Origin of the sequence: Zoogloea sp. LCSB751 (assembly GCF_002028455.1) — a bacterium.
Lineage (GTDB): Bacteria > Pseudomonadota > Gammaproteobacteria > Burkholderiales > Rhodocyclaceae > Zoogloea.
In genome coordinates this window covers 18356-39358 of the sequence record NZ_MWUM01000011.1, presented here as the reverse complement: position 1 = coordinate 39358, position 21003 = coordinate 18356, and the positions used below count along the sequence as shown (strand labels likewise).

The window sequence follows — 21003 nt, the reverse complement described above, 5'->3', positions numbered from 1 at the left end:
GGATTCGCCCGTCAAAGGATTCGTCCGTTAGCAATAACGGACGTGGATTGAAACAACCAGGCCGGGCAACGGTTCCAGCAGCTGCAGCTGATTCGTCCGTTAGCAATAACGGACGTGGATTGAAACAGGTGTCCACCGAGGGCAATTACTACGCGAAGGACATGATTCGTCCGTTAGCAATAACGGACGTGGATTGAAACTCGACGAGATGCCACATTGCAAAGGCGCTTGTGAGGATTCGTCCGTTAGCAATAACGGACGTGGATTGAAACACCCGCGACAACGGTCTGTGCCAGGAGTGCCTTCGGATTCGTCCGTTAGCAATAACGGACGTGGATTGAAACTTGTAGATCGCTGTATATAGGAGGGAAGGAGAATCGATTCGTCCGTTAGCAATAACGGACGTGGATTGAAACGCATCGCCGATGCCGTGCTCGACGCCGCACCCATGATTCGTCCGTTAGCAATAACGGACGTGGATTGAAACATTGGGTCGCTTAGGTAGCGAACCTGCTGTGGGGATTCGTCCGTTAGCAATAACGGACGTGGATTGAAACGATACCACCGCCAGGTTTGAGGCGTTGGGGGTGACGCCGATTCGTCCGTTAGCAATAACGGACGTGGATTGAAACTGCAGCTGGCACGGGTGTCAAAGCCCGGTCGCCGTCGATTCGTCCGTTAGCAATAACGGACGTGGATTGAAACTTGTTTGTGATGCGGCCAACCCGAGCGACGCAGCGGATTCGTCCGTTAGCAATAACGGACGTGGATTGAAACGTGGTGCTGCCGCAAGGTGGCGGCGGCGGGTCTGACGATTCGTCCGTTAGCAATAACGGACGTGGATTGAAACTGGAAAGGAGGTGATCCCTATCTCGTGGCCGTCTCGGGATTCGTCCGTTAGCAATAACGGACGTGGATTGAAACCACCTCTGCCTGGACGAGGCGTGCCCACGTCTGGCGATTCGTCCGTTAGCAATAACGGACGTGGATTGAAACATACGTGTGGTTATGAATGACGGTTTCGATGGTCTGATTCGTCCGTTAGCAATAACGGACGTGGATTGAAACCATCCCAACCCCGTCCGTGAAAATTGTGTCCAGCGATTCGTCCGTTAGCAATAACGGACGTGGATTGAAACGTGAGGGAGGCGATAGCCTTGTCGATCCCAGCGCGATTCGTCCGTTAGCAATAACGGACGTGGATTGAAACCGGATATCGGCGCTGATCTTGTCCTGGCGCACATTGATTCGTCCGTTAGCAATAACGGACGTGGATTGAAACAATTCTGTGCTCCATAGAAAAACCCGCCGTCCAAGATTCGTCCGTTAGCAATAACGGACGTGGATTGAAACGCAAACTGCTGTCGGTGAAGCATGGGTCAATATTGGATTCGTCCGTTAGCAATAACGGACGTGGATTGAAACATAACTTGAATATTAATCGACACTCCCGAGGCGGCGAGATTCGTCCGTTAGCAATAACGGACGTGGATTGAAACCGCACAATTTGAACTTGAGGCTCAAATTTTCCAGTGATTCGTCCGTTAGCAATAACGGACGTGGATTGAAACAAGAAGGGCGGCGGAAGGATCAGCGCCCGTGTCCAGATTCGTCCGTTAGCAATAACGGACGTGGATTGAAACATTTAATTTGCTCCAAAATTTTGCCAAATGTCGGAAGATTCGTCCGTTAGCAATAACGGACGTGGATTGAAACGTCCGCCATATCGCTGGATACGCGGCGCAGGCAGGATTCGTCCGTTAGCAATAACGGACGTGGATTGAAACACCATCGATATCTCCGACCCGCTACGGGCCGACTGATTCGTCCGTTAGCAATAACGGACGTGGATTGAAACCATCAACAGCCAGCTCGAAGCCTGCTGCGAAGCGCGGGATTCGTCCGTTAGCAATAACGGACGTGGATTGAAACTCGGTGTCCGATGTGCAGGGCAACCAGATCGTGGCGATTCGTCCGTTAGCAATAACGGACGTGGATTGAAACGAGACCTGGGCCATGAAGCGCGGCCACGAGCTGGAGATTCGTCCGTTAGCAATAACGGACGTGGATTGAAACCTGCTCGGCTGGATCAATAGAACATTGGAGGCATTGCAAGATTCGTCCGTTAGCAATAACGGACGTGGATTGAAACGCCGTAGGGCTTACGAAAACTCGGCAGTCCGTTGAGGGATTCGTCCGTTAGCAATAACGGACGTGGATTGAAACCGCACGCTAAAAGCGGAAGACGCTGTCAAGAAACACGATTCGTCCGTTAGCAATAACGGACGTGGATTGAAACGTCCTGCAACTGGCGAGGCATGTCGGCAACGAAGTCGCGATTCGTCCGTTAGCAATAACGGACGTGGATTGAAACGCCCGTCAAAGCGAAGAAGAATCGCGTGCGCGACGATTCGTCCGTTAGCAATAACGGACGTGGATTGAAACAGGTTGCGGTTGCTGGCCACCGAGGAGCTCGAGAGATTCGTCCGTTAGCAATAACGGACGTGGATTGAAACGTGACAAGAAGCACCTGAAACAGCACTTGGACTACGATTCGTCCGTTAGCAATAACGGACGTGGATTGAAACTCGTGCTGCGCGGTTGCCTTGGCTTCGGTCTGGCGATTCGTCCGTTAGCAATAACGGACGTGGATTGAAACACCTTGATGTCGCCCCAGCCCCGGGCATGCGCGAGATTCGTCCGTTAGCAATAACGGACGTGGATTGAAACTGTACTCTGTTACTACACTGTATCTCTTAGCATAGATTCGTCCGTTAGCAATAACGGACGTGGATTGAAACTACAAATATTCTTAGTGCTAGTGCAGAGCAATGTAAATGATTCGTCCGTTAGCAATAACGGACGTGGATTGAAACGGGATCGGCTCATCGACGATCATCACGCGGCCTCGGGATTCGTCCGTTAGCAATAACGGACGTGGATTGAAACGTCGAAGTGATCCTGCTGCCGACCCGCAGCTGATGATTCGTCCGTTAGCAATAACGGACGTGGATTGAAACAGTGATGTGTGGCCCGATGAGCATGGGCGACAGCGATTCGTCCGTTAGCAATAACGGACGTGGATTGAAACTACGTTAAGACCTGGCTGTCGATGGAAATCCCGGATGATTCGTCCGTTAGCAATAACGGACGTGGATTGAAACCTACTGGGACTGCGCCGCTGGGGTACGACTTCTACGATTCGTCCGTTAGCAATAACGGACGTGGATTGAAACTCCCGCAATGCCGTTGTCTACGCGCTCCCGAACATGATTCGTCCGTTAGCAATAACGGACGTGGATTGAAACATTGCACAGGACGTGGCGCCGCTCGTCGATGGCGAGGGATTCGTCCGTTAGCAATAACGGACGTGGATTGAAACTCTCCAGTTTTTTGTTGAGCAGCGAGGTAAGTAAGATTCGTCCGTTAGCAATAACGGACGTGGATTGAAACAGGTTCAGATGCTGCCGGTCACGCTCCTTGACACCGATTCGTCCGTTAGCAATAACGGACGTGGATTGAAACCGACAATTGACACGACATCGGGTTTGCTGACCGTTGGATTCGTCCGTTAGCAATAACGGACGTGGATTGAAACATTGCTGGCGGATCCAGAACGTGCAGGAGCGGCCGGATTCGTCCGTTAGCAATAACGGACGTGGATTGAAACGCCAACTAGCTCAATATATCCATCTCCGACAGGATGATTCGTCCGTTAGCAATAACGGACGTGGATTGAAACATCACTTCGGCGTCTAGGGCGAAGCTTATGCACGGATTCGTCCGTTAGCAATAACGGACGTGGATTGAAACCATAATACACTTTCGCCACGGCATAGTTTCTTTAGATTCGTCCGTTAGCAATAACGGACGTGGATTGAAACTTCCAGCTCGCTCAGCAGCTTGGCCAGATCCTCGCGGGATTCGTCCGTTAGCAATAACGGACGTGGATTGAAACCACGACGGTCTAGGCCATGGCCAATAGAGCGGCGGAAGGATTCGTCCGTTAGCAATAACGGACGTGGATTGAAACACCTCGGACATCACCCGCATCTCGCTGGTGGCCGGGCGATTCGTCCGTTAGCAATAACGGACGTGGATTGAAACATTTTTAATCATCGCAGAAAACTTTTCGCCCTTAGATTCGTCCGTTAGCAATAACGGACGTGGATTGAAACTACAAGAGAGCCGGTTTCTTCGGCTTTGGCGACGAGATTCGTCCGTTAGCAATAACGGACGTGGATTGAAACAAACAGATAGCGCCGCTGATCGAAAATTTTATCGACAGATTCGTCCGTTAGCAATAACGGACGTGGATTGAAACTTTTGAAAAACGACATTTTTGTCATTCAAGAAAACGATTCGTCCGTTAGCAATAACGGACGTGGATTGAAACGAGTTAATGCCAGCAATGGCCTGCGCAGTATTGCGATTCGTCCGTTAGCAATAACGGACGTGGATTGAAACTTTATATCATCCAATTCCAGCTTGGCCCCTTTTGGATTCGTCCGTTAGCAATAACGGACGTGGATTGAAACCCTTTTCGGTTCGTCACATGAAATAAGAAACTGAGATTCGTCCGTTAGCAATAACGGACGTGGATTGAAACTCCAAATCCCTCATCTTTAACCCTGATTTTTACAAGATTCGTCCGTTAGCAATAACGGACGTGGATTGAAACAAAAATGCGCAATAGCTTTCCTCGTCCCCCGGTTGATTCGTCCGTTAGCAATAACGGACGTGGATTGAAACTGATAAGCTGCGAGAGGAATAGGCATGATTGCATAGATTCGTCCGTTAGCAATAACGGACGTGGATTGAAACATGGTGTTATTTTCAAATACGCGAACTCCGATAGTGATTCGTCCGTTAGCAATAACGGACGTGGATTGAAACAAAATCGCCTACAACAGAAACGGCAGGAATTTGTGCGATTCGTCCGTTAGCAATAACGGACGTGGATTGAAACCATGTAAGCTGTAAATTTTAATGCCTAGCCCTCGATTCGTCCGTTAGCAATAACGGACGTGGATTGAAACTGCAATCCGCCCCGCGCATGCGCAAATCGCTAGGCGATTCGTCCGTTAGCAATAACGGACGTGGATTGAAACCTGACGGGGCAGGCGCTTGTCTCCAGCCTGCTCAGATTCGTCCGTTAGCAATAACGGACGTGGATTGAAACACGGTCATTTCATGCTGGATCGGGGCCGACTTGTCGATTCGTCCGTTAGCAATAACGGACGTGGATTGAAACAGCAAATGCCTGCGCCCACACCCCGCGAATAACTTGCGATTCGTCCGTTAGCAATAACGGACGTGGATTGAAACGTGCCCAAGCACAACGACCTGCTCGACCAGCTCCACGATTCGTCCGTTAGCAATAACGGACGTGGATTGAAACTTGTAACGGGGAGCAGAAAACCCTGCAGCGGCAAGATTCGTCCGTTAGCAATAACGGACGTGGATTGAAACTACAAAGGAGGATGGTCCCGCAGCAGGCCCGGATGATTCGTCCGTTAGCAATAACGGACGTGGATTGAAACTCTTCGTCGGTGGCACGCACAGCCGCGTCAACCAGCGATTCGTCCGTTAGCAATAACGGACGTGGATTGAAACATCATTTTCTCCGTTCTCCGCCTCGCAAGAAGCAGGATTCGTCCGTTAGCAATAACGGACGTGGATTGAAACCTGCACAGCGTCGAGAAGATCCACATCGTCGGCTGATTCGTCCGTTAGCAATAACGGACGTGGATTGAAACATGATTGCCTCGCCCGTCATGCTTGACCTCTCGAAGATTCGTCCGTTAGCAATAACGGACGTGGATTGAAACAGCACCAGGGCCGTCAGCTGATCCGAGTGCGGTGTGATTCGTCCGTTAGCAATAACGGACGTGGATTGAAACTGGTATTGCCGCGTCTCATCCGCCCCCGGCTCAAGATTCGTCCGTTAGCAATAACGGACGTGGATTGAAACAGCTGCCCCCCTTGCTGAAGCATCACCATCATCGGCGATTCGTCCGTTAGCAATAACGGACGTGGATTGAAACCAGGCTTTCGAGCTCCAGCATGTCGTGGTGGCCAGGATTCGTCCGTTAGCAATAACGGACGTGGATTGAAACCGATGGAGGCGTCGCAAAGAGCCATCACGCAGTCGATTCGTCCGTTAGCAATAACGGACGTGGATTGAAACGTTGCCAATGCCATCTGGACGACGGGCGTGCCGTGGATTCGTCCGTTAGCAATAACGGACGTGGATTGAAACCCGGCAATACGCTGGAGCTGGTGCACGGCCATTGCGATTCGTCCGTTAGCAATAACGGACGTGGATTGAAACAGCGGGCTCTCGATGAGAAGAAGAGCGTGCTGATGATTCGTCCGTTAGCAATAACGGACGTGGATTGAAACTAGGACCCCGCATCCAGACAACGAGATCGAAGAGATTCGTCCGTTAGCAATAACGGACGTGGATTGAAACCAGGCCGGAGACATCGATGTTACCCAACTCACCGATGATTCGTCCGTTAGCAATAACGGACGTGGATTGAAACCTGCCACAGCTCATCGGGGTCCGCCAGGTCTGCAAGATTCGTCCGTTAGCAATAACGGACGTGGATTGAAACTTTTTGCATCAATTGCGCTGGGCGCGGCCGGCTGGGATTCGTCCGTTAGCAATAACGGACGTGGATTGAAACACATCGACGACCAGTTGTTTCATGGCCTTGCCGGGATTCGTCCGTTAGCAATAACGGACGTGGATTGAAACTGCGCAAATAGGCGGAACGTTGCAAACAGTCCCTGGATTCGTCCGTTAGCAATAACGGACGTGGATTGAAACGGACACTCCGGTTGAATTGCCGGTAGTCGCCATGCGATTCGTCCGTTAGCAATAACGGACGTGGATTGAAACGGCTCAGCGGATCAACGGCGCAGGAAGCCTCAGCAGATTCGTCCGTTAGCAATAACGGACGTGGATTGAAACAAGAGGTTCGGACCTCGATCAATGGCCTGATTACGATTCGTCCGTTAGCAATAACGGACGTGGATTGAAACTCCTGAAACTCGAACTGCCGCGCAGCCTCTTCGCGATTCGTCCGTTAGCAATAACGGACGTGGATTGAAACCGATCTCGGCGCACCCAGCGTGCGGGCTGTCGGGGATTCGTCCGTTAGCAATAACGGACGTGGATTGAAACATCACATTCCTTGCTGCTCAGGAAACCATCCGAAGCGATTCGTCCGTTAGCAATAACGGACGTGGATTGAAACCATAGAATTTGATTTTATTACACCGAGGGAACGAGATTCGTCCGTTAGCAATAACGGACGTGGATTGAAACCGCTTTGAAAACCCGGGCGTACTGGAGCCGACAACGATTCGTCCGTTAGCAATAACGGACGTGGATTGAAACACAAACAGCGCGGCACCGACATCGTCGCCTACCGCGTGATTCGTCCGTTAGCAATAACGGACGTGGATTGAAACCGTCGATGGGCATGGGCACTGCTTTCTTCATGGCGGATTCGTCCGTTAGCAATAACGGACGTGGATTGAAACGACGACTGGAATAAGGGTCGTGTGGGTGCCGCGTTTGATTCGTCCGTTAGCAATAACGGACGTGGATTGAAACGAGCTGGAGCCCACACATATTCGATCGCTACGCGGGGATTCGTCCGTTAGCAATAACGGACGTGGATTGAAACGTCAGTGGCACACTCACGCGCACCTCGGCCTCGACGATTCGTCCGTTAGCAATAACGGACGTGGATTGAAACCTTGCGTTCGTGATCCCGGTGGCGTGTCCGTCTGTGAGATTCGTCCGTTAGCAATAACGGACGTGGATTGAAACCGCGGTCAGGCCTACGCATTCCCGGCCACCCTCTGATTCGTCCGTTAGCAATAACGGACGTGGATTGAAACCCGCAGCGTGCTGCGCGAACATCTGCTTCTGCACATCAGATTCGTCCGTTAGCAATAACGGACGTGGATTGAAACTGTGATCGGAGCTGTGAGCGATATCGATCACACGGATTCGTCCGTTAGCAATAACGGACGTGGATTGAAACAACCTGCTGCCGAGCAGCGCGGGATAGCCAGGGCTGATTCGTCCGTTAGCAATAACGGACGTGGATTGAAACAGAAATCGTCGCATCGAGAGCGTCGCGCATTGCGATTCGTCCGTTAGCAATAACGGACGTGGATTGAAACCGCTTTGTCGGGGCGGAAACATTGCGTATTGGCCGATTCGTCCGTTAGCAATAACGGACGTGGATTGAAACAGGCAGTAGCGGGTTGTATCCGGATTCGCCAGGCGATTCGTCCGTTAGCAATAACGGACGTGGATTGAAACCGCGATAGGGGGCCGCCGAGTCTCGCGACATGAGCACGATTCGTCCGTTAGCAATAACGGACGTGGATTGAAACAAGTTCATCCGCAGAGAATGAATAATACCCTTCTGGATTCGTCCGTTAGCAATAACGGACGTGGATTGAAACGGCTGGCATTGCTCAAAGACCTGCAGCGCGAGACGGATTCGTCCGTTAGCAATAACGGACGTGGATTGAAACACGTTGGCGGCGGCCCGAAGCTGACGAATGAAGGAGATTCGTCCGTTAGCAATAACGGACGTGGATTGAAACGATGACGCGTTTACTGAATCATCTGTAGTGGACACGATTCGTCCGTTAGCAATAACGGACGTGGATTGAAACTGTGGGACATCCAGGAAAATCTCGGCCTCGCGGAGATTCGTCCGTTAGCAATAACGGACGTGGATTGAAACATGATCTTTACCCCCGCTCCTGATCCCGAGATGAGGATTCGTCCGTTAGCAATAACGGACGTGGATTGAAACTTGCTGCCCTTCCGCGCCCACTTGTAGCCCCGCGAGATTCGTCCGTTAGCAATAACGGACGTGGATTGAAACCGCGTTCAGCGAACGGCCGTTGAGCTCGGCCTCGGATTCGTCCGTTAGCAATAACGGACGTGGATTGAAACACCTCGGAAAAAATCCGTGTGTCGTTTGTCATGGAGATTCGTCCGTTAGCAATAACGGACGTGGATTGAAACTCAAGCATTCGGATGGAGCCCCAAGCCATGATGAGATTCGTCCGTTAGCAATAACGGACGTGGATTGAAACTACAAGTGGTTGCAGTGGAAGCGGCTGCGGACGGACGATTCGTCCGTTAGCAATAACGGACGTGGATTGAAACCATCTCACCCAGGCCGCAGAACTCGGCCAGCAGGGATTCGTCCGTTAGCAATAACGGACGTGGATTGAAACGTCAGTGATCACCATGTTTAATCCCCATTTTTCAGATTCGTCCGTTAGCAATAACGGACGTGGATTGAAACCATGAGGCTGTGCCGGATGACTTCATCTTGTCGGGATTCGTCCGTTAGCAATAACGGACGTGGATTGAAACACCCGCACCACCTGCACCTTGCCGCCCGGCGACGGGGATTCGTCCGTTAGCAATAACGGACGTGGATTGAAACTCCGCCAGGCCAATCACCGTCACCACCCCAGCCGATTCGTCCGTTAGCAATAACGGACGTGGATTGAAACGAGGTGAGCGATGAAATGCGTTACCTGACCGGTAGATTCGTCCGTTAGCAATAACGGACGTGGATTGAAACAAGCAGTGGGGAGAGTGGGTTCCGAGAAGCGACTGGATTCGTCCGTTAGCAATAACGGACGTGGATTGAAACATCGGTTTTGGAGGACTTTGCCAGCCCCTCCATAGGATTCGTCCGTTAGCAATAACGGACGTGGATTGAAACGTGTCCTGAGCAAGTGTGCCAGCGGGAATGACAGTGATTCGTCCGTTAGCAATAACGGACGTGGATTGAAACCTAATACTTTGGCATGGACTACCTCCAATCAATAGATTCGTCCGTTAGCAATAACGGACGTGGATTGAAACTTCAGCCTTGGTAGCGAGCTCCAGACCCGCCAGAAGGATTCGTCCGTTAGCAATAACGGACGTGGATTGAAACTGAGTGCCGCGGACGACACCGCCACCTCTATCAAGATTCGTCCGTTAGCAATAACGGACGTGGATTGAAACATCTCGGCAGCGCTGCATGAGCGGAGGCACCGACCAGGGATTCGTCCGTTAGCAATAACGGACGTGGATTGAAACTCATGCTGGCCTTTCACACCAAAGCCGAAGATCGATTCGTCCGTTAGCAATAACGCACATAAACTGCCACCATGATCGATGCAGTACCAGCGGGCCTGCCCGAATATTCATCGCACGGTAGCCAGCGTGCCCCTCACGCTAAGATGATGTTGTCGAGCGGAGTGCTGTCGAGCACGCTGCGCTTTCATCCACATGAGGCAGAGCAGCATGGACCAGAACGAGTTTGAGGCGGCGTTGCGGCGCGACGGGTTCGGGGAGATCGTCATCGTGGAACGCCCGCCCAACGGCCATCTCGATGTGCACACCCACCCCTTCGAGGCGCGGGCGCTGATTCTGAGCGGTGAGATCAGCCTGAGCTACAACGGGACTGAGCGGCACCTCAGGGCCGGGGAGGTCTTCCATCTGGCGGCCGGACAGGCCCACGCGGAAACCTATGGGCCGGAAGGCGTCCGCTACGTCGTCGGCCGTCGCTGACCGGCGGCACACAGGGCAACGAGCCTGAATGCAAGCTTTGTGCGCTATACACGCCGCTCTCCCTGATTTTCTTTCCCAGGAGCCGCCTTGAATCCGGTCGTCAGTGTCGTGCTTGCCCTCGGCCTTGCCGGGCTGTCCTTCTTCGCCTATCGCCGGATCGGCGCCGCTTACGGCCGGCGTGGCGGGCTGGCGCTGATTGCGCTGGTGCTGCTGGCCGTCAATCCCCTGTACCGGATGGCGGGGGTGGGCTATCTGCAATTGGTGGTCAACCAGCATCCGGCCGTCGCGATCGACCCCTACTGGGATCTCTACTACACCTTCGCGATCTTCCTGACTGCTGCGGCACTGGTGCTCAGCGTATATGGCGGCGTCGGTGTGCTGACCGGGCGGCGACGCTCCAGCGTGTGGCGCGCGTTGATCGCGCTGTGGGTATCGGGGCCGCTGGTGAATGCGCTGTATCTGTTCATCGCCGGCCAGGTGGCCGCCCTGGCGGCCGCTCCGGCGCCGGATTTCGTGCTGGGCATGCTGCCGCCACTGGCCGTCAGCCTGCTGGCGACGGCCTATCTGCTGACCGCCCCGCAGGTACGGGCGGTCTATGCCGACGCGGCCGAGGCGGAGACGCCTTCCACCTGACTCTCCACGGCGTCGAAGACCGGCACCGTCTCCGGCAGCGGCGATGGAACATGTACGGCAAAGCCCTGGGCGTAGTCCACGCCCAGTTCCTTCACCACTCCGAGCACCGCCTCGCTGCCGACGAATTCGGCAATGGTGGCGAGCCCATGTACCTGGGCGACCCGTACCATCGAGTCGACCACCGCCCGGTCGGCGGCGTCACTGTCGGCGTGCTTGACGAACATGCCGTCGATCTTCAGGTAATCGACCTTGAACTGCTTGAGGTAACCGAAGGACGACAGGCCGCTGCCAAAGTCGTCGAGGGCCAGCGCGCAGCCAATGCTGCGGGCGAAGTCGATGAACTCGAAGGCCCGTTCGATGCGCGCGATGGCACAGCTTTCGGTGATCTCGAAGCTGATGCAGGCGGGGTCGATGGCGTGGCGGGAAAAGGCGCTGCGGATGAAGCCCGGCAATTCCTCGTCGGCCAGCGTCGCGCCGGACAGGTTGATGGCCACCCGCGGCAGGGCAGTGGCTCCGGCCGCCACCCAGCCGGCAATGGCGCGGCAGGTGTGCTCGATGACCCAGCGATCGATGAAGGGCATCAGGTTGTAGCGCTCGGCGGCCGGGATGAAATAAGCCGGCGCGATGATCTTGCCGTCTTCGCCGACCATGCGGACCAGGATTTCCAGGTGATCCCGGTGCCCCGACCGCAGGGACCGGTAACGCTGGTGATACAGCGCGAAGCGGCCCTGCTCCAGCGCCGCCGAGATCTGCGGCAGGGACATGAACTCCGCCTGGCGGGCGCGGAAGTAGTCGTCGGTCGGCATGAAAACCTGCACCCGGTTGCGGCCGCGCTCCTTGGCGGCATAGCAGGCGGTATCGGCGGCGATCAGCAAGTCGGTGACGGTGCCGAGGCTGGCGGAGGATTCGACGATGCCGATGCTGGCGCCGATGCGGAAGACCTTGCCTTCCCACGTGAAGGGCATCGCGCGGATGTCGTCGATGATCAACTGGGCGCGCCGCAGCGCTTCGTCGAGGCTGACCCCGCGCATGATCAGGCCGAACTCGTCACCCCCGAGGCGGGCCAGGTAGCCGAAGGAGAAGCGGGTATGCATCGCCTGGGCGAGGTTCTGCAGCAGACTGTCTCCCGCCGAATGGCCGCAGGCGTCGTTGACCGCCTTGAACTGGTCCAGATCGATGTACACCAGGATCACCTTCTCCCGGCTGCGTGCCGCGTCATCCAGCGAGCGGGTCAGCTGGTTCTCGAAGGCGCGCCGGTTGTAGAGCCCGGTCAGCGGATCGTGGGACGCGTGGAAGGCCAGCTCCTCGGTGACGAAGTGCTGCATCGTGATGTCGCGCAGGCTGGAGCGGTAACCGAGGCTGCTGCCCTCGTCGGCATGGATCGGCTGCCACGACATGGCCACCCAGATCACCTGGCCGTCCTTGCGCTGCACTCGGAACTCCAGGTCCTGCCCGGTGTGGCCGGCCAGCGCCCACTGGTGCTGGTTGTGCACCAGCTCGCGGTCGTCCGCCAGCACCAGCGGCAGCGGAAAATCCTCCAGGGCCAGGCATTCCCGCGGCGTGTAGCCGGTCAGGCGCTCCACCGCCGGGTTCACCCAGCACAGGCCGCCGTCCGGCCCGAACCAGTTCTCCCATGCATAGGTGTGGTCGGCAATCGCGCGGAAGCGTTGCTCGCTGTCGCTCAACTCGGCGATGCGCTGGCGCACCGCGTCGGTCATCGCATTGAAGCTGTGGGCCAGCAAACCCACTTCGTCGCGGGTGCGGTAATCGAGCCGAACACTGAAGTCTCCGTCCGCCACCCGCGCGCTGGCCTCGGCCAGGGTCACCAGATGGCGCGTCAGCCAGTAACCGGTGGCGAGCAACAGCAGCAAGCTCAGGCTCAGCTCGACCAGCGCGATGAGGCTGCCCTGGCGGAACAGCGCCGCCTTGGCCGCCTCGATATACGACGTGGACAGGCCGTAATGGACCGCGCCATAGACCTGCCCTTGCAGCGCCACGTCAAATACCACGTGATAGACGCCGGCACCGTTGAAGCCGCGCGAGGCCTCAGGCAAACCACCGGTGCCGTCCCAGCCGGAGGCGGCCAGAACCTGGCCGCGCGGATCGGTGACGGCCAGGTAGCTGACATCGGCAGAGACCTGCCAACCGTCCAGGATATCCCGCAGCGTGGCATAGTCCCGCGCCGCCAACGGCACGGCGACCGCCGTCTTGTAGGCCAGTTCGATGGCCTGGATACGGACTTCGAGCTGGTGTTCCAGCTGGGTCTCGATCAGGCGCATGCCGTTGCCGACCAGCAGCGCCAGCATGGTCGCCTCGATCAGCAGGCTGGCCAGCAGCAGCTTGCTGCGCAGGGAACGGAAGAAGGGCACGCGGATCATTGCGGGCGGCTCTGCTCCAGCAGTTGCCGCAGGGTGGCCAGATAGGGCTTGTAGGCTGCCAGCTCCCCGGCATCCAGCTCATCGAAGCCGAGGTAGGAGGTCTCCCGGAAGAAGGCCTGCCCTTCCGGTGCGCTCTCGAAGGCGCGCAAGGCGTCCTTGATGCGCTGCAGCTCGGCCGTGCCCAGCCGCTTGTGGGCCATGAACAGCACGTGGGGCAGGCGGATCTCCGACGAGAAGTAGCGCAGACGCTGGCGCACGTCCTCCGGCACCTGGCCGAGCAGCGTGGTGGTGGTGATCGCCCCGTCCGCATCGCCGACCGCCACCGCGGCAATAGCCGCTCCGTGGGTCGGACGCTCCTGCAGCACGAAGTCCCGCTCGGGACGCATGCCCTTCTCGCCCAGCCACTTCAGGCCGGCGATGGAAGCGAAGGCGATGCGGTTGGCAATCGCGATGCGCCGCCCGCGCAGCCCCTTGGCGTCGGCGGCCGCGTCGTCCTTGCGCACGACCATGATCGGCTCCATGCGGGCCTTGTAGTGGTACAGCGGCACATAGCCCTTGTCGATCGCCATCAGGCCGAAATGCGGCGGGGTGATCATCAGGTCGTAATTGCCGTCCAGTTGCTCGCGCAGGAAGCTCTGGTAGTCGGGCGCGGTGAAGATCTCCACCGGCCGCCCGAGGCGCGCCTGCAGGAACTGACGCAGGGGCTGGTGGGTCTTCATGAGGGCCAGGGTGCTGTTGAAGGGCAGGATTCCAAAGCGCAGTGCCGCCGCCTCGGCCGCCAGCGCCGGCCCGGCCAGCACCAGCAGGACGAACAGCACCCACACACGCCAGACACTCACTCGGGGCCCATCGCATTGCGCTGTCATCTCGCCACACTCCGTCTCCGTACAATGGGGTTCACACGACCGCTTCGTCCGAACCGCGAGGTTTCAGAGCCTATCGGCAAGACCGTCGGCGACTTGATTGCCGTTACGGCACTTGCTGCAGTGCAGCTGCGGCATCCGTCACGGCGCGCCAGCTTACCGATTCGGGCAGTCGCCCCCCATGCAGGAATCCACGGCCCACACGATTTACCCGCCGGCTACCGGCTTTTCGACTTCACTTCACCGATCCGTCCCCATGTCTCCACGTCGCCTGAAGATCCACCACCATCCCGCAATTCAAGCCAGCTCCCGGCCGCCACTGCTGTTCGTACACGGCGGCTACACCAACGCCCTGTGCTGGGAGCACAACTTCATCCCGTATTTCAATCAAAGGGGTTACGACGCCTACGCGCTGGACCTCTCCGGCCACGGCGGCAGCGAAGGACGCGAGCGGCTGGACGACTTCAGCCTGGCCGACTTCGCCGACGATCTGGCCCAGGCGGTGGACACACTGCCCGCCACACCGGTGCTGATCGGCCATTCGATGGGAACCCTGGTGGTGCAGCGCTACCTGGCCCGCGGCCCGGCGGCCGGCGTGGCACTGCTGGCACCGGTACCCCCCACCGGCACCGGCGGCTCGGCGGGCCGGCTGGCCTTGCTGCAGCCAGACTTCTTCCGCGAACTGCCGAACGTGGTGGCCGGACGGCCGACGGAACACACCCTGCGCATCATGGCCGAGGTGTATTTCTCACCCGACATGCCGCGCCAGGACGTGCTGCAGTACATGCCGATGATCCAGCCGGAATCGGAACAGGCGATTGCCGAGATGGTCGCCCTGCCATTCACCCCGGCCGGGCGCCGGCCGGACATCCCGGCGTTGGTGATGGGTGGGCGGGAGGATGTGGTGTTCCCGGCGTCGATGCTGTTCTTCACCGCGCTGCAGTGGAAAGCCCGCCAGGTGATCATCGACGGCGCCGGTCACATGCTGATGCTCGACCCCCAGTGGCCGCAAGCCGCCGCGGCACTCGGCGACTGGCTGGACACGATTCCGCTGGTGCCGGCCTGAATCCGCCGACATCGACAGGGATACAGCGGTTCACCTGGCGTCGATGCAGCCTCTGCGGGGGCTGATCCTGTAGGGGCGAATGAGTTCGCCCCCACGGTTTCGGACGTTCGCCGCTACGGGCGGCGGAAACCGCCTTCGACCCAGGCCGCGGCACTGGCCCGGTTGAGCTTGAAACCCGCCTCGACCCGCACTTCCGCGATCACTTCGCTGAAGGCGTCGTGGGCGGACAGCGTGGCATAGGGCTCGTAGTCGTCGGGCACGATATCGAGGGTCACCTCCACCGGGCCATCGTCGGTGCTCACCGTCACGCGCTTGTGCAGCAGCGCGTGCAGGTGCTGCTCGTGGCGGCGCAGCACCTCGGAGGCGGTCTTGACCAGGGTGTTGAAGGCGGCGGCGTCGAGGGGCTTGGGATTCTTCTTGTCGCGGCCCATGGTCCACGGTCCGACCAGCGCCGGTTCGGCCTCGCCGTGCTTGATCATCGCCACGGCCCAACCGTCGTCGTCCTCGTTTTTGATGACCTTGGCGGTCCATCCGTTGTCGCACCACAGGCGGTCTTCCCTGACCACCTCGGGCAAATCGTCAGCTTCATGTGTCATCGACACATTTTAGCGTGCGCCGGCCCGCCCTCAGGCGCGGTCGAGCATCACGTAGCGCTTGCTGACCCGCTCCAGCACCTCGAAGGTGCCCGTGAAGCCGGCCGGAATGATGCCGGCATCGCCGGGGCCGAACTCCCGCGCCACGCCCTTGGTATCGATGATGCGCAGGCGGCCGCTGATCACCTGGAAGAACTCGTGGCGCCCCGGATGGAAGGCGATCCGCCAGGCACCCGGCTCGCAGCTCCAGTCGCCGATCGACAGCGCGCCGTCTTCGGCGGCGTAGCGCTCGGCAGTGAGGCGGCGCGGTGGCACGCCAATCGCCCGCCCGACGGCGGGACGGTCTTCGACGGCGGCAGGAGCCGGGTCGGCAAAATGGATCACGGACGACACAGGGGAATTCTCACGTGGGGGCGAATTCATTCGCCCGCTGCCGGTTAAAAGGAGTCCGAGGGCGAATGAATTCGCCCCCACGGGATGTTCAGCGTTCAGAACAGCTCGACGTCGTCCCCCTTGTCCTTCATCTCGGCCTTGTAGTGGCTCAGGGCTTCCTTCACCGGCACGCCCTGCATCACGGCGGTGAACATTTCCAGCTCTTCCGGAGTGGAATACTTGGCGCGGATCTTTTCCTGCAGAGCGACCCACTCGAAGGGGTTGTAGAGCTTGCGCTGATCCACGACCAGGCTGGACAGGGCCTCCAGGCTGTGAGACACGTGGGCCAGGCGCTGGCTGAGCTTGTCGTAGAACTGGAAGGCCATGATGGATTTCTGGACCCGGCCGGCGACTTCGCCGGCATGGCCGATCAGGGATTCCTTCAGCTGGGCGGTGGCCGGCGTGTCGGGCAGCTGTTCGAGGGCCGAGCCCATCATGCGCATGTAGCCGGCCATCGACGTGAAGGAGTCGGTCAGCACTTCCACCGAGCTGTTGCCTTCCTTCATCGCGGCCTCGATCTGCCCGACGGCCAGTTCGAGCAGCAGCACCGTCTCTCTCACCTGGCTCCAGTCCAGGTCGGGGGAGTGGGCACTGGTGCCGCGGCGTTCTTCTGGTGCAGTCATGACATTCTCCGGAGACCGGTTGGTTGATGGCGATTATTCGGCATGGCGCCGAAAAGCTTTAGGGCAGGAACCCGTGGGGGCGAATGAATTCCCACCGAATTCTACGGCTCGACACCCGCAAAAACCGGTTCCGGTTCCAGTTCCACCCCGAAACGGGCCGACACGTCGGCACGCACCGCATTGCTGGCGGCGATCACATCGGCGCCGGTGGCTCCACCGTGGTTCACCAACACCAGGGCCTGCTTGTCGTAGCAGCCCACCGGGCCGAGGCGACGCCCCTTCCAGCCGGCCTGCTCGATGAGCCAGCCGGCGGCGAGCTTCACGCGACCGTCGGCCTGCGGGTAATGGGGCAGGCCGGGATGTTGTTCGGCCAGGCGTGCGTAGGCTTCCGCATCGACCACCGGGTTCTTGAAGAAGCTGCCGGCGTTACCGATCTCGGCCGGGTCGGGCAGCTTGCGGCGGCGGATCGCGACAACCGCGTCCGACACCTGCAGCGGCGTCGGCTTCACGATGCCCTGCGCATCCAGTTCCTTGGCCACGTCGGCGTAGCCGGTAATCGCCTTCCAGGCCTTGGGCAGGCGGAAGGTGACGGCGGCGATCAGGTAGCGTCCCTTGCCAGCCTGCTTGAAGAAGCTGTCCCGGTAACCGAAGGCGCAGTCGCGCTTGTCGAAGCCCACCGTCTTGCCGGTTTCCAGATCGTAGGCGCGCAGGCTGTAGAAGTGCTCGGCCATCTCGAGGCCGTAGGCACCGATGTTCTGCACCGGCGCGGCGCCTACGGTGCCGGGGATCAGCGACAGGTTCTCGAGGCCCGGCCAGCCCATCTCCAGCGTCCACCGCACGAAGTCGTGCCAGTTCTCACCACCGCCGGCACGGATGTAGAAAGCCTCGGCGTCTTCCTGCACGCGGCTGCGTCCGTGGAAAGCCACGTGCAGCACCAGGCCAGGAAAATCGCCGGTCAACACCAGGTTGGAGCCACCGCCGATGACGAGCTTCGGCAGGCCGGCGATGCGCGGATCGTCGAGCACCGCGCGCAGCGCATCCACATGGTCCACCGCGGCAAACCAGGCCGCGCGGGCCGGCAGGCGCAGGGTATTCAAGTTGTCGAGGGCCACATCCTGGCGCAACAGGTCGACGGAGTTAGCAACGTGGCTCATTGGCGGACCTCGGCGACGGGCTCCGGCGCCGGCAGGCCCGGCGTGCGGCGGTAGGGATTGATGTCCAGCCCGCCGCGGCGGGTGTAGCGCGCCCATACGGACAGCTTGGACGGCCGGCACTCGCGCAAAATGTCCACGAAGATCCGCTCGACGCACTGTTCATGGAACTCGTTGTGCTGGCGGAAGGACACGATGTAGCGCAGCAGCGCCTCCCGGTCGATCGGCGCGCCGTAATAGCGCACCACCACCATCGCCCAGTCGGGCTGGCCGGTAACCAGGCAGTTGGACTTGAGCAGATGCGAATACAGGGTCTCGCCGACCTCCGGTGCCCCATGGTCGGCCTTCAGCAGGGACGGATCGGGCGTGTAGCGGTCGATGTCGATGTCGAGGGTGTCGAGCAGCACTCCGTCGGGGTAACCGATGGTCCGTTCCGGACGGGTGCCGAGGGGCTCGATCTGCACCGTCACCTGCGCACCGACCGCGTCCGACAGATCGCGAGCGAGGGTCTTGCCGAGGTCGGCGACGCTGCCCACGCGGGTCTGGTTGAAGGAGTTCAGGTACAGCTTGAAGGACTTGGACTCGACGATGTTCGGCGAATCGGCCGGCACGCGGAAGCTGGCCAGGGCCACCACCGGCTTGCCACGGGGGTCGAGCCAGGACAGTTCATAGGCGTTCCACAGGTCCTCGCCGACGAAGGGCAGCGCGTCGGCGGCAATGCCGATCTCGTCACGCTTGCCCTGGCGGGCGATGGGGAACAGCAGCTCCGGCGCGTAGTGCTCGGCGTAAGCCACCGGCTTGCCGAGGGGCGACGCGTCGGGATGGGCGGGGTGTTTCATAGACATCCTCCCATTGTACTGGCTCGCGCCGGCGAGGGCCCGCCGGGCGGGCAGGACACAATGTTTTCAAGCTCTGGCACTGCGGCACCGTTATTGTTGCGACTCTGCCTTCCTGCAACACAGCATGACTTACAAGGTCCTCATCGTCGACGACGTCGCGACGATCCGCGGCTTCGTGCGGGCCGCCATCGCCCCGCTGCACTACACGATCCTCGAAGCTCCCAACGGCGCGCGGGCGCTGGAACTGTGCCGGCAGGAGCAGCCCGACCTGGTCATCACCGACTGGAACATGCCGGGCATGCGCGGCGACGAGCTGATCAAGCACATCCGCGCCGAGGATCCACAGACCCACATCATCGTCCTCACAGCCGAAGGGGCCCGCGACCAGGTCGGCGCGATGCTGGCCCTCGACATCCAGGGCTACGTCCTCAAGCCCTTCCAGCTAGCGGCCCTGCGCCGGCGCATCGAGGCCGTCCTGCTGCAGCGGCAGCCCCGCACCACCTTCCCGCCGCAGGGCTGACAGCAGCTTTTGCCCGCCACGCCCGTCTACCGGTTGTCCGAGGCGCTGCTGCTCGCTGCGGATCGCCGCCCGACTGGCATCGCCGAGCATGCCATCCACGGCACCGATGGCGTGGCCGCGGGCGGCCAGCAGGGTCTGCAGCTCGCGCCGCTCGGCGCGGGACAGGCCGGCGTCGTCGGTCGGCCACGGGGTGATGAAGGACCCGCCGCCACGCAGGCGGTCGGACAGGTGAGCAATGGCCAGCGCGTAGCTCTCGGCGGCGTTGTAGCCGTAGATCGCGTCGAAATTGCGGAACACCAGGAAGGCCGGCCCCTTCGGTCCGGCCGGCAGCAGCAGGCCGGCGTTGCCGGTGCCGTCAAGCGGCGTGCCGTCGATGCGCGTCAGGCCACGGGCGCTCCACGCGGCCAGCGGCTGCTTGTTGCGCCGCCCGGCGCCATTGGCATCGAAACCCGCCGGCAGGCGCACCTCGTAGCCCCACACCTCATCCTCGCGCCAGCCCGCCTTCTTCAGGAAGTTGGCGGTGGACGCCAGCGCGTCGGGAATGCTGCCGACCAGGTCGCGGCGGCCATCACCGTCGAAGTCGACGGCCAGGCGCAGGAAGGTGGATGGCATGAACTGGGTGTGGCCGAAGGCGCCGGCCCACGAGCCGGTGAGCTGATCAACGCTGACGTCGCCGCTATCGACGATCTTCAGCGCGTCGTAGAACTCGCCACGGAAATAGGCCTGCCGCCGCCCATAACAGGACAACGTGGATAGCGACGTGAGCAGCGGACGGGAGCCGAAGTTGCGCCCGAAGTTGCTCTCCACGCCCCACACCGCGACCACCGTGGCCGGATCCACGTGAAAGCGGGCTGCCACCGCCACCAGCGTGTCGCCCCACTGGGCCAGCATGGCCTGGCCGTCGGCGACACGCTCGTCGTCCACCAAGCCGGCCAGGTAGTCCCAGATCGGAGTGCGGAACTCCGGCTGGTAGTCGAGCAGATCCAGCACCTTCATGTCCGGCGCGAGGCTGGCGGTAAGGCGCTCGTAGCCTTCCGGCGACACGCCGCGGGCCACCGCGGCGGCTTTCAGGCCGGCCACGCAGGGGGCGAAGCCAGCCGGGTCGGGGGCGGCCTGGGCATGGGCGGAGGCCGTCAAGGCAACCGCCAGCAGGGGCGCGGACAGGTACCGGAACATGCGGACCGGGGCGCGACGGGCGAATGAATTCGCCCCAACGGGAGAACGTGCTTTCATTCCGAATGGCCTCTCCGCCACAGGCGGGTTTCCTTGCCACGTACGACAGACGAG

General features: G+C 59.4%; 12 protein-coding genes and 1 CRISPR repeat array (1 of these 13 running past the window's edge). Of the genes, 4 read left to right on the top strand and 8 right to left on the bottom strand.

Translation table 11 applies throughout. The annotated features are described in order from the left end of the window. Positions 1-10214: a CRISPR direct-repeat array (repeat unit 37 nt; unit sequence GATTCGTCCGTTAGCAATAACGGACGTGGATTGAAAC) (it extends 2442 nt beyond the left edge of the window). A gap of 137 nt (positions 10215-10351) precedes the next feature. Continuing rightward, on the top strand, positions 10352-10618 hold the full coding sequence (locus tag B4920_RS13795; protein ID WP_079435282.1) for a cupin domain-containing protein: 267 nt from the start codon (positions 10352-10354) through the stop codon (positions 10616-10618). Positions 10619-10705: 87 nt separating this feature from the next. Next, positions 10706-11251 (top strand): hypothetical protein, encoded by a 546-nt coding sequence (locus B4920_RS13790; protein ID WP_079435281.1) that lies wholly within the window; start codon positions 10706-10708, stop codon positions 11249-11251. On the opposite strand, the gene B4920_RS13785 is transcribed toward B4920_RS13790, so the two are convergent. Both B4920_RS13785 and B4920_RS13780 read right to left on the bottom strand, forming a co-directional pair. Continuing rightward, entirely contained in the window at positions 11212-13629 is a 2418-nt protein-coding gene (locus tag B4920_RS13785; protein ID WP_079435280.1) for an EAL domain-containing protein, read from the bottom strand. The two genes, B4920_RS13790 and B4920_RS13785, sit on opposite strands and share 40 nt — an antisense overlap. Next, positions 13626-14468, bottom strand: a complete 843-nt coding sequence (locus tag B4920_RS13780; RefSeq protein WP_161493304.1) for a PhnD/SsuA/transferrin family substrate-binding protein — start codon at positions 14466-14468, stop codon at positions 13626-13628. Before B4920_RS13780 ends, B4920_RS13785 begins: the two co-directional genes overlap by 4 nt. Positions 14469-14748: 280 nt before the next feature. Between B4920_RS13780 and B4920_RS13775 the strand changes: the two genes are divergently transcribed. Next, entirely contained in the window at positions 14749-15558 is an 810-nt protein-coding gene (locus B4920_RS13775; RefSeq protein WP_079435278.1) for an alpha/beta hydrolase, read from the top strand. Positions 15559-15671: 113 nt separating this feature from the next. Here B4920_RS13775 and B4920_RS13770 read toward each other — a convergent pair whose 3' ends face one another. From B4920_RS13770 to queF, 5 genes are all read right to left on the bottom strand, one after another. Then, the gene (locus B4920_RS13770) at positions 15672-16154 is read right to left on the bottom strand and encodes a hypothetical protein (RefSeq protein ID WP_079435277.1); all 483 of its coding nucleotides are present in this window, start codon (positions 16152-16154) and stop codon (positions 15672-15674) included. A gap of 30 nt (positions 16155-16184) precedes the next feature. Beyond that, positions 16185-16574, bottom strand: coding sequence for a cupin domain-containing protein (locus tag B4920_RS13765; protein WP_079435276.1), 390 nt, complete (start codon positions 16572-16574; stop codon positions 16185-16187). Positions 16575-16639: 65 nt separating this feature from the next. Beyond that, positions 16640-17206, bottom strand: a complete 567-nt coding sequence (locus B4920_RS13760; protein WP_079435275.1) for a hypothetical protein — start codon at positions 17204-17206, stop codon at positions 16640-16642. A 101-nt stretch (positions 17207-17307) separates the two neighbouring features. Further along, positions 17308-18360, bottom strand: coding sequence for a UDP-N-acetylmuramate dehydrogenase (gene murB, locus B4920_RS13755; RefSeq protein ID WP_088179463.1), 1053 nt, complete (start codon positions 18358-18360; stop codon positions 17308-17310). Beyond that, a complete protein-coding gene (gene queF / locus B4920_RS13750; RefSeq protein ID WP_254050938.1) occupies positions 18357-19196 on the bottom strand; it encodes an NADPH-dependent 7-cyano-7-deazaguanine reductase QueF in 840 nt (279 codons plus the stop codon). Before queF ends, murB begins: the two co-directional genes overlap by 4 nt. 124 nt (positions 19197-19320) lie before the next feature. On the opposite strand from queF, the gene B4920_RS13745 reads away from it, so the two are divergent. Beyond that, a complete protein-coding gene (locus B4920_RS13745) occupies positions 19321-19716 on the top strand; it encodes a response regulator (protein WP_079435273.1) in 396 nt (131 codons plus the stop codon). On the opposite strand, the gene B4920_RS13740 is transcribed toward B4920_RS13745, so the two are convergent. Continuing rightward, positions 19639-20949, bottom strand: coding sequence for a lytic murein transglycosylase (locus tag B4920_RS13740; protein WP_254050937.1), 1311 nt, complete (start codon positions 20947-20949; stop codon positions 19639-19641). The two genes, B4920_RS13745 and B4920_RS13740, sit on opposite strands and share 78 nt — an antisense overlap. Positions 20950-21003: the final 54 nt, after the last annotated feature.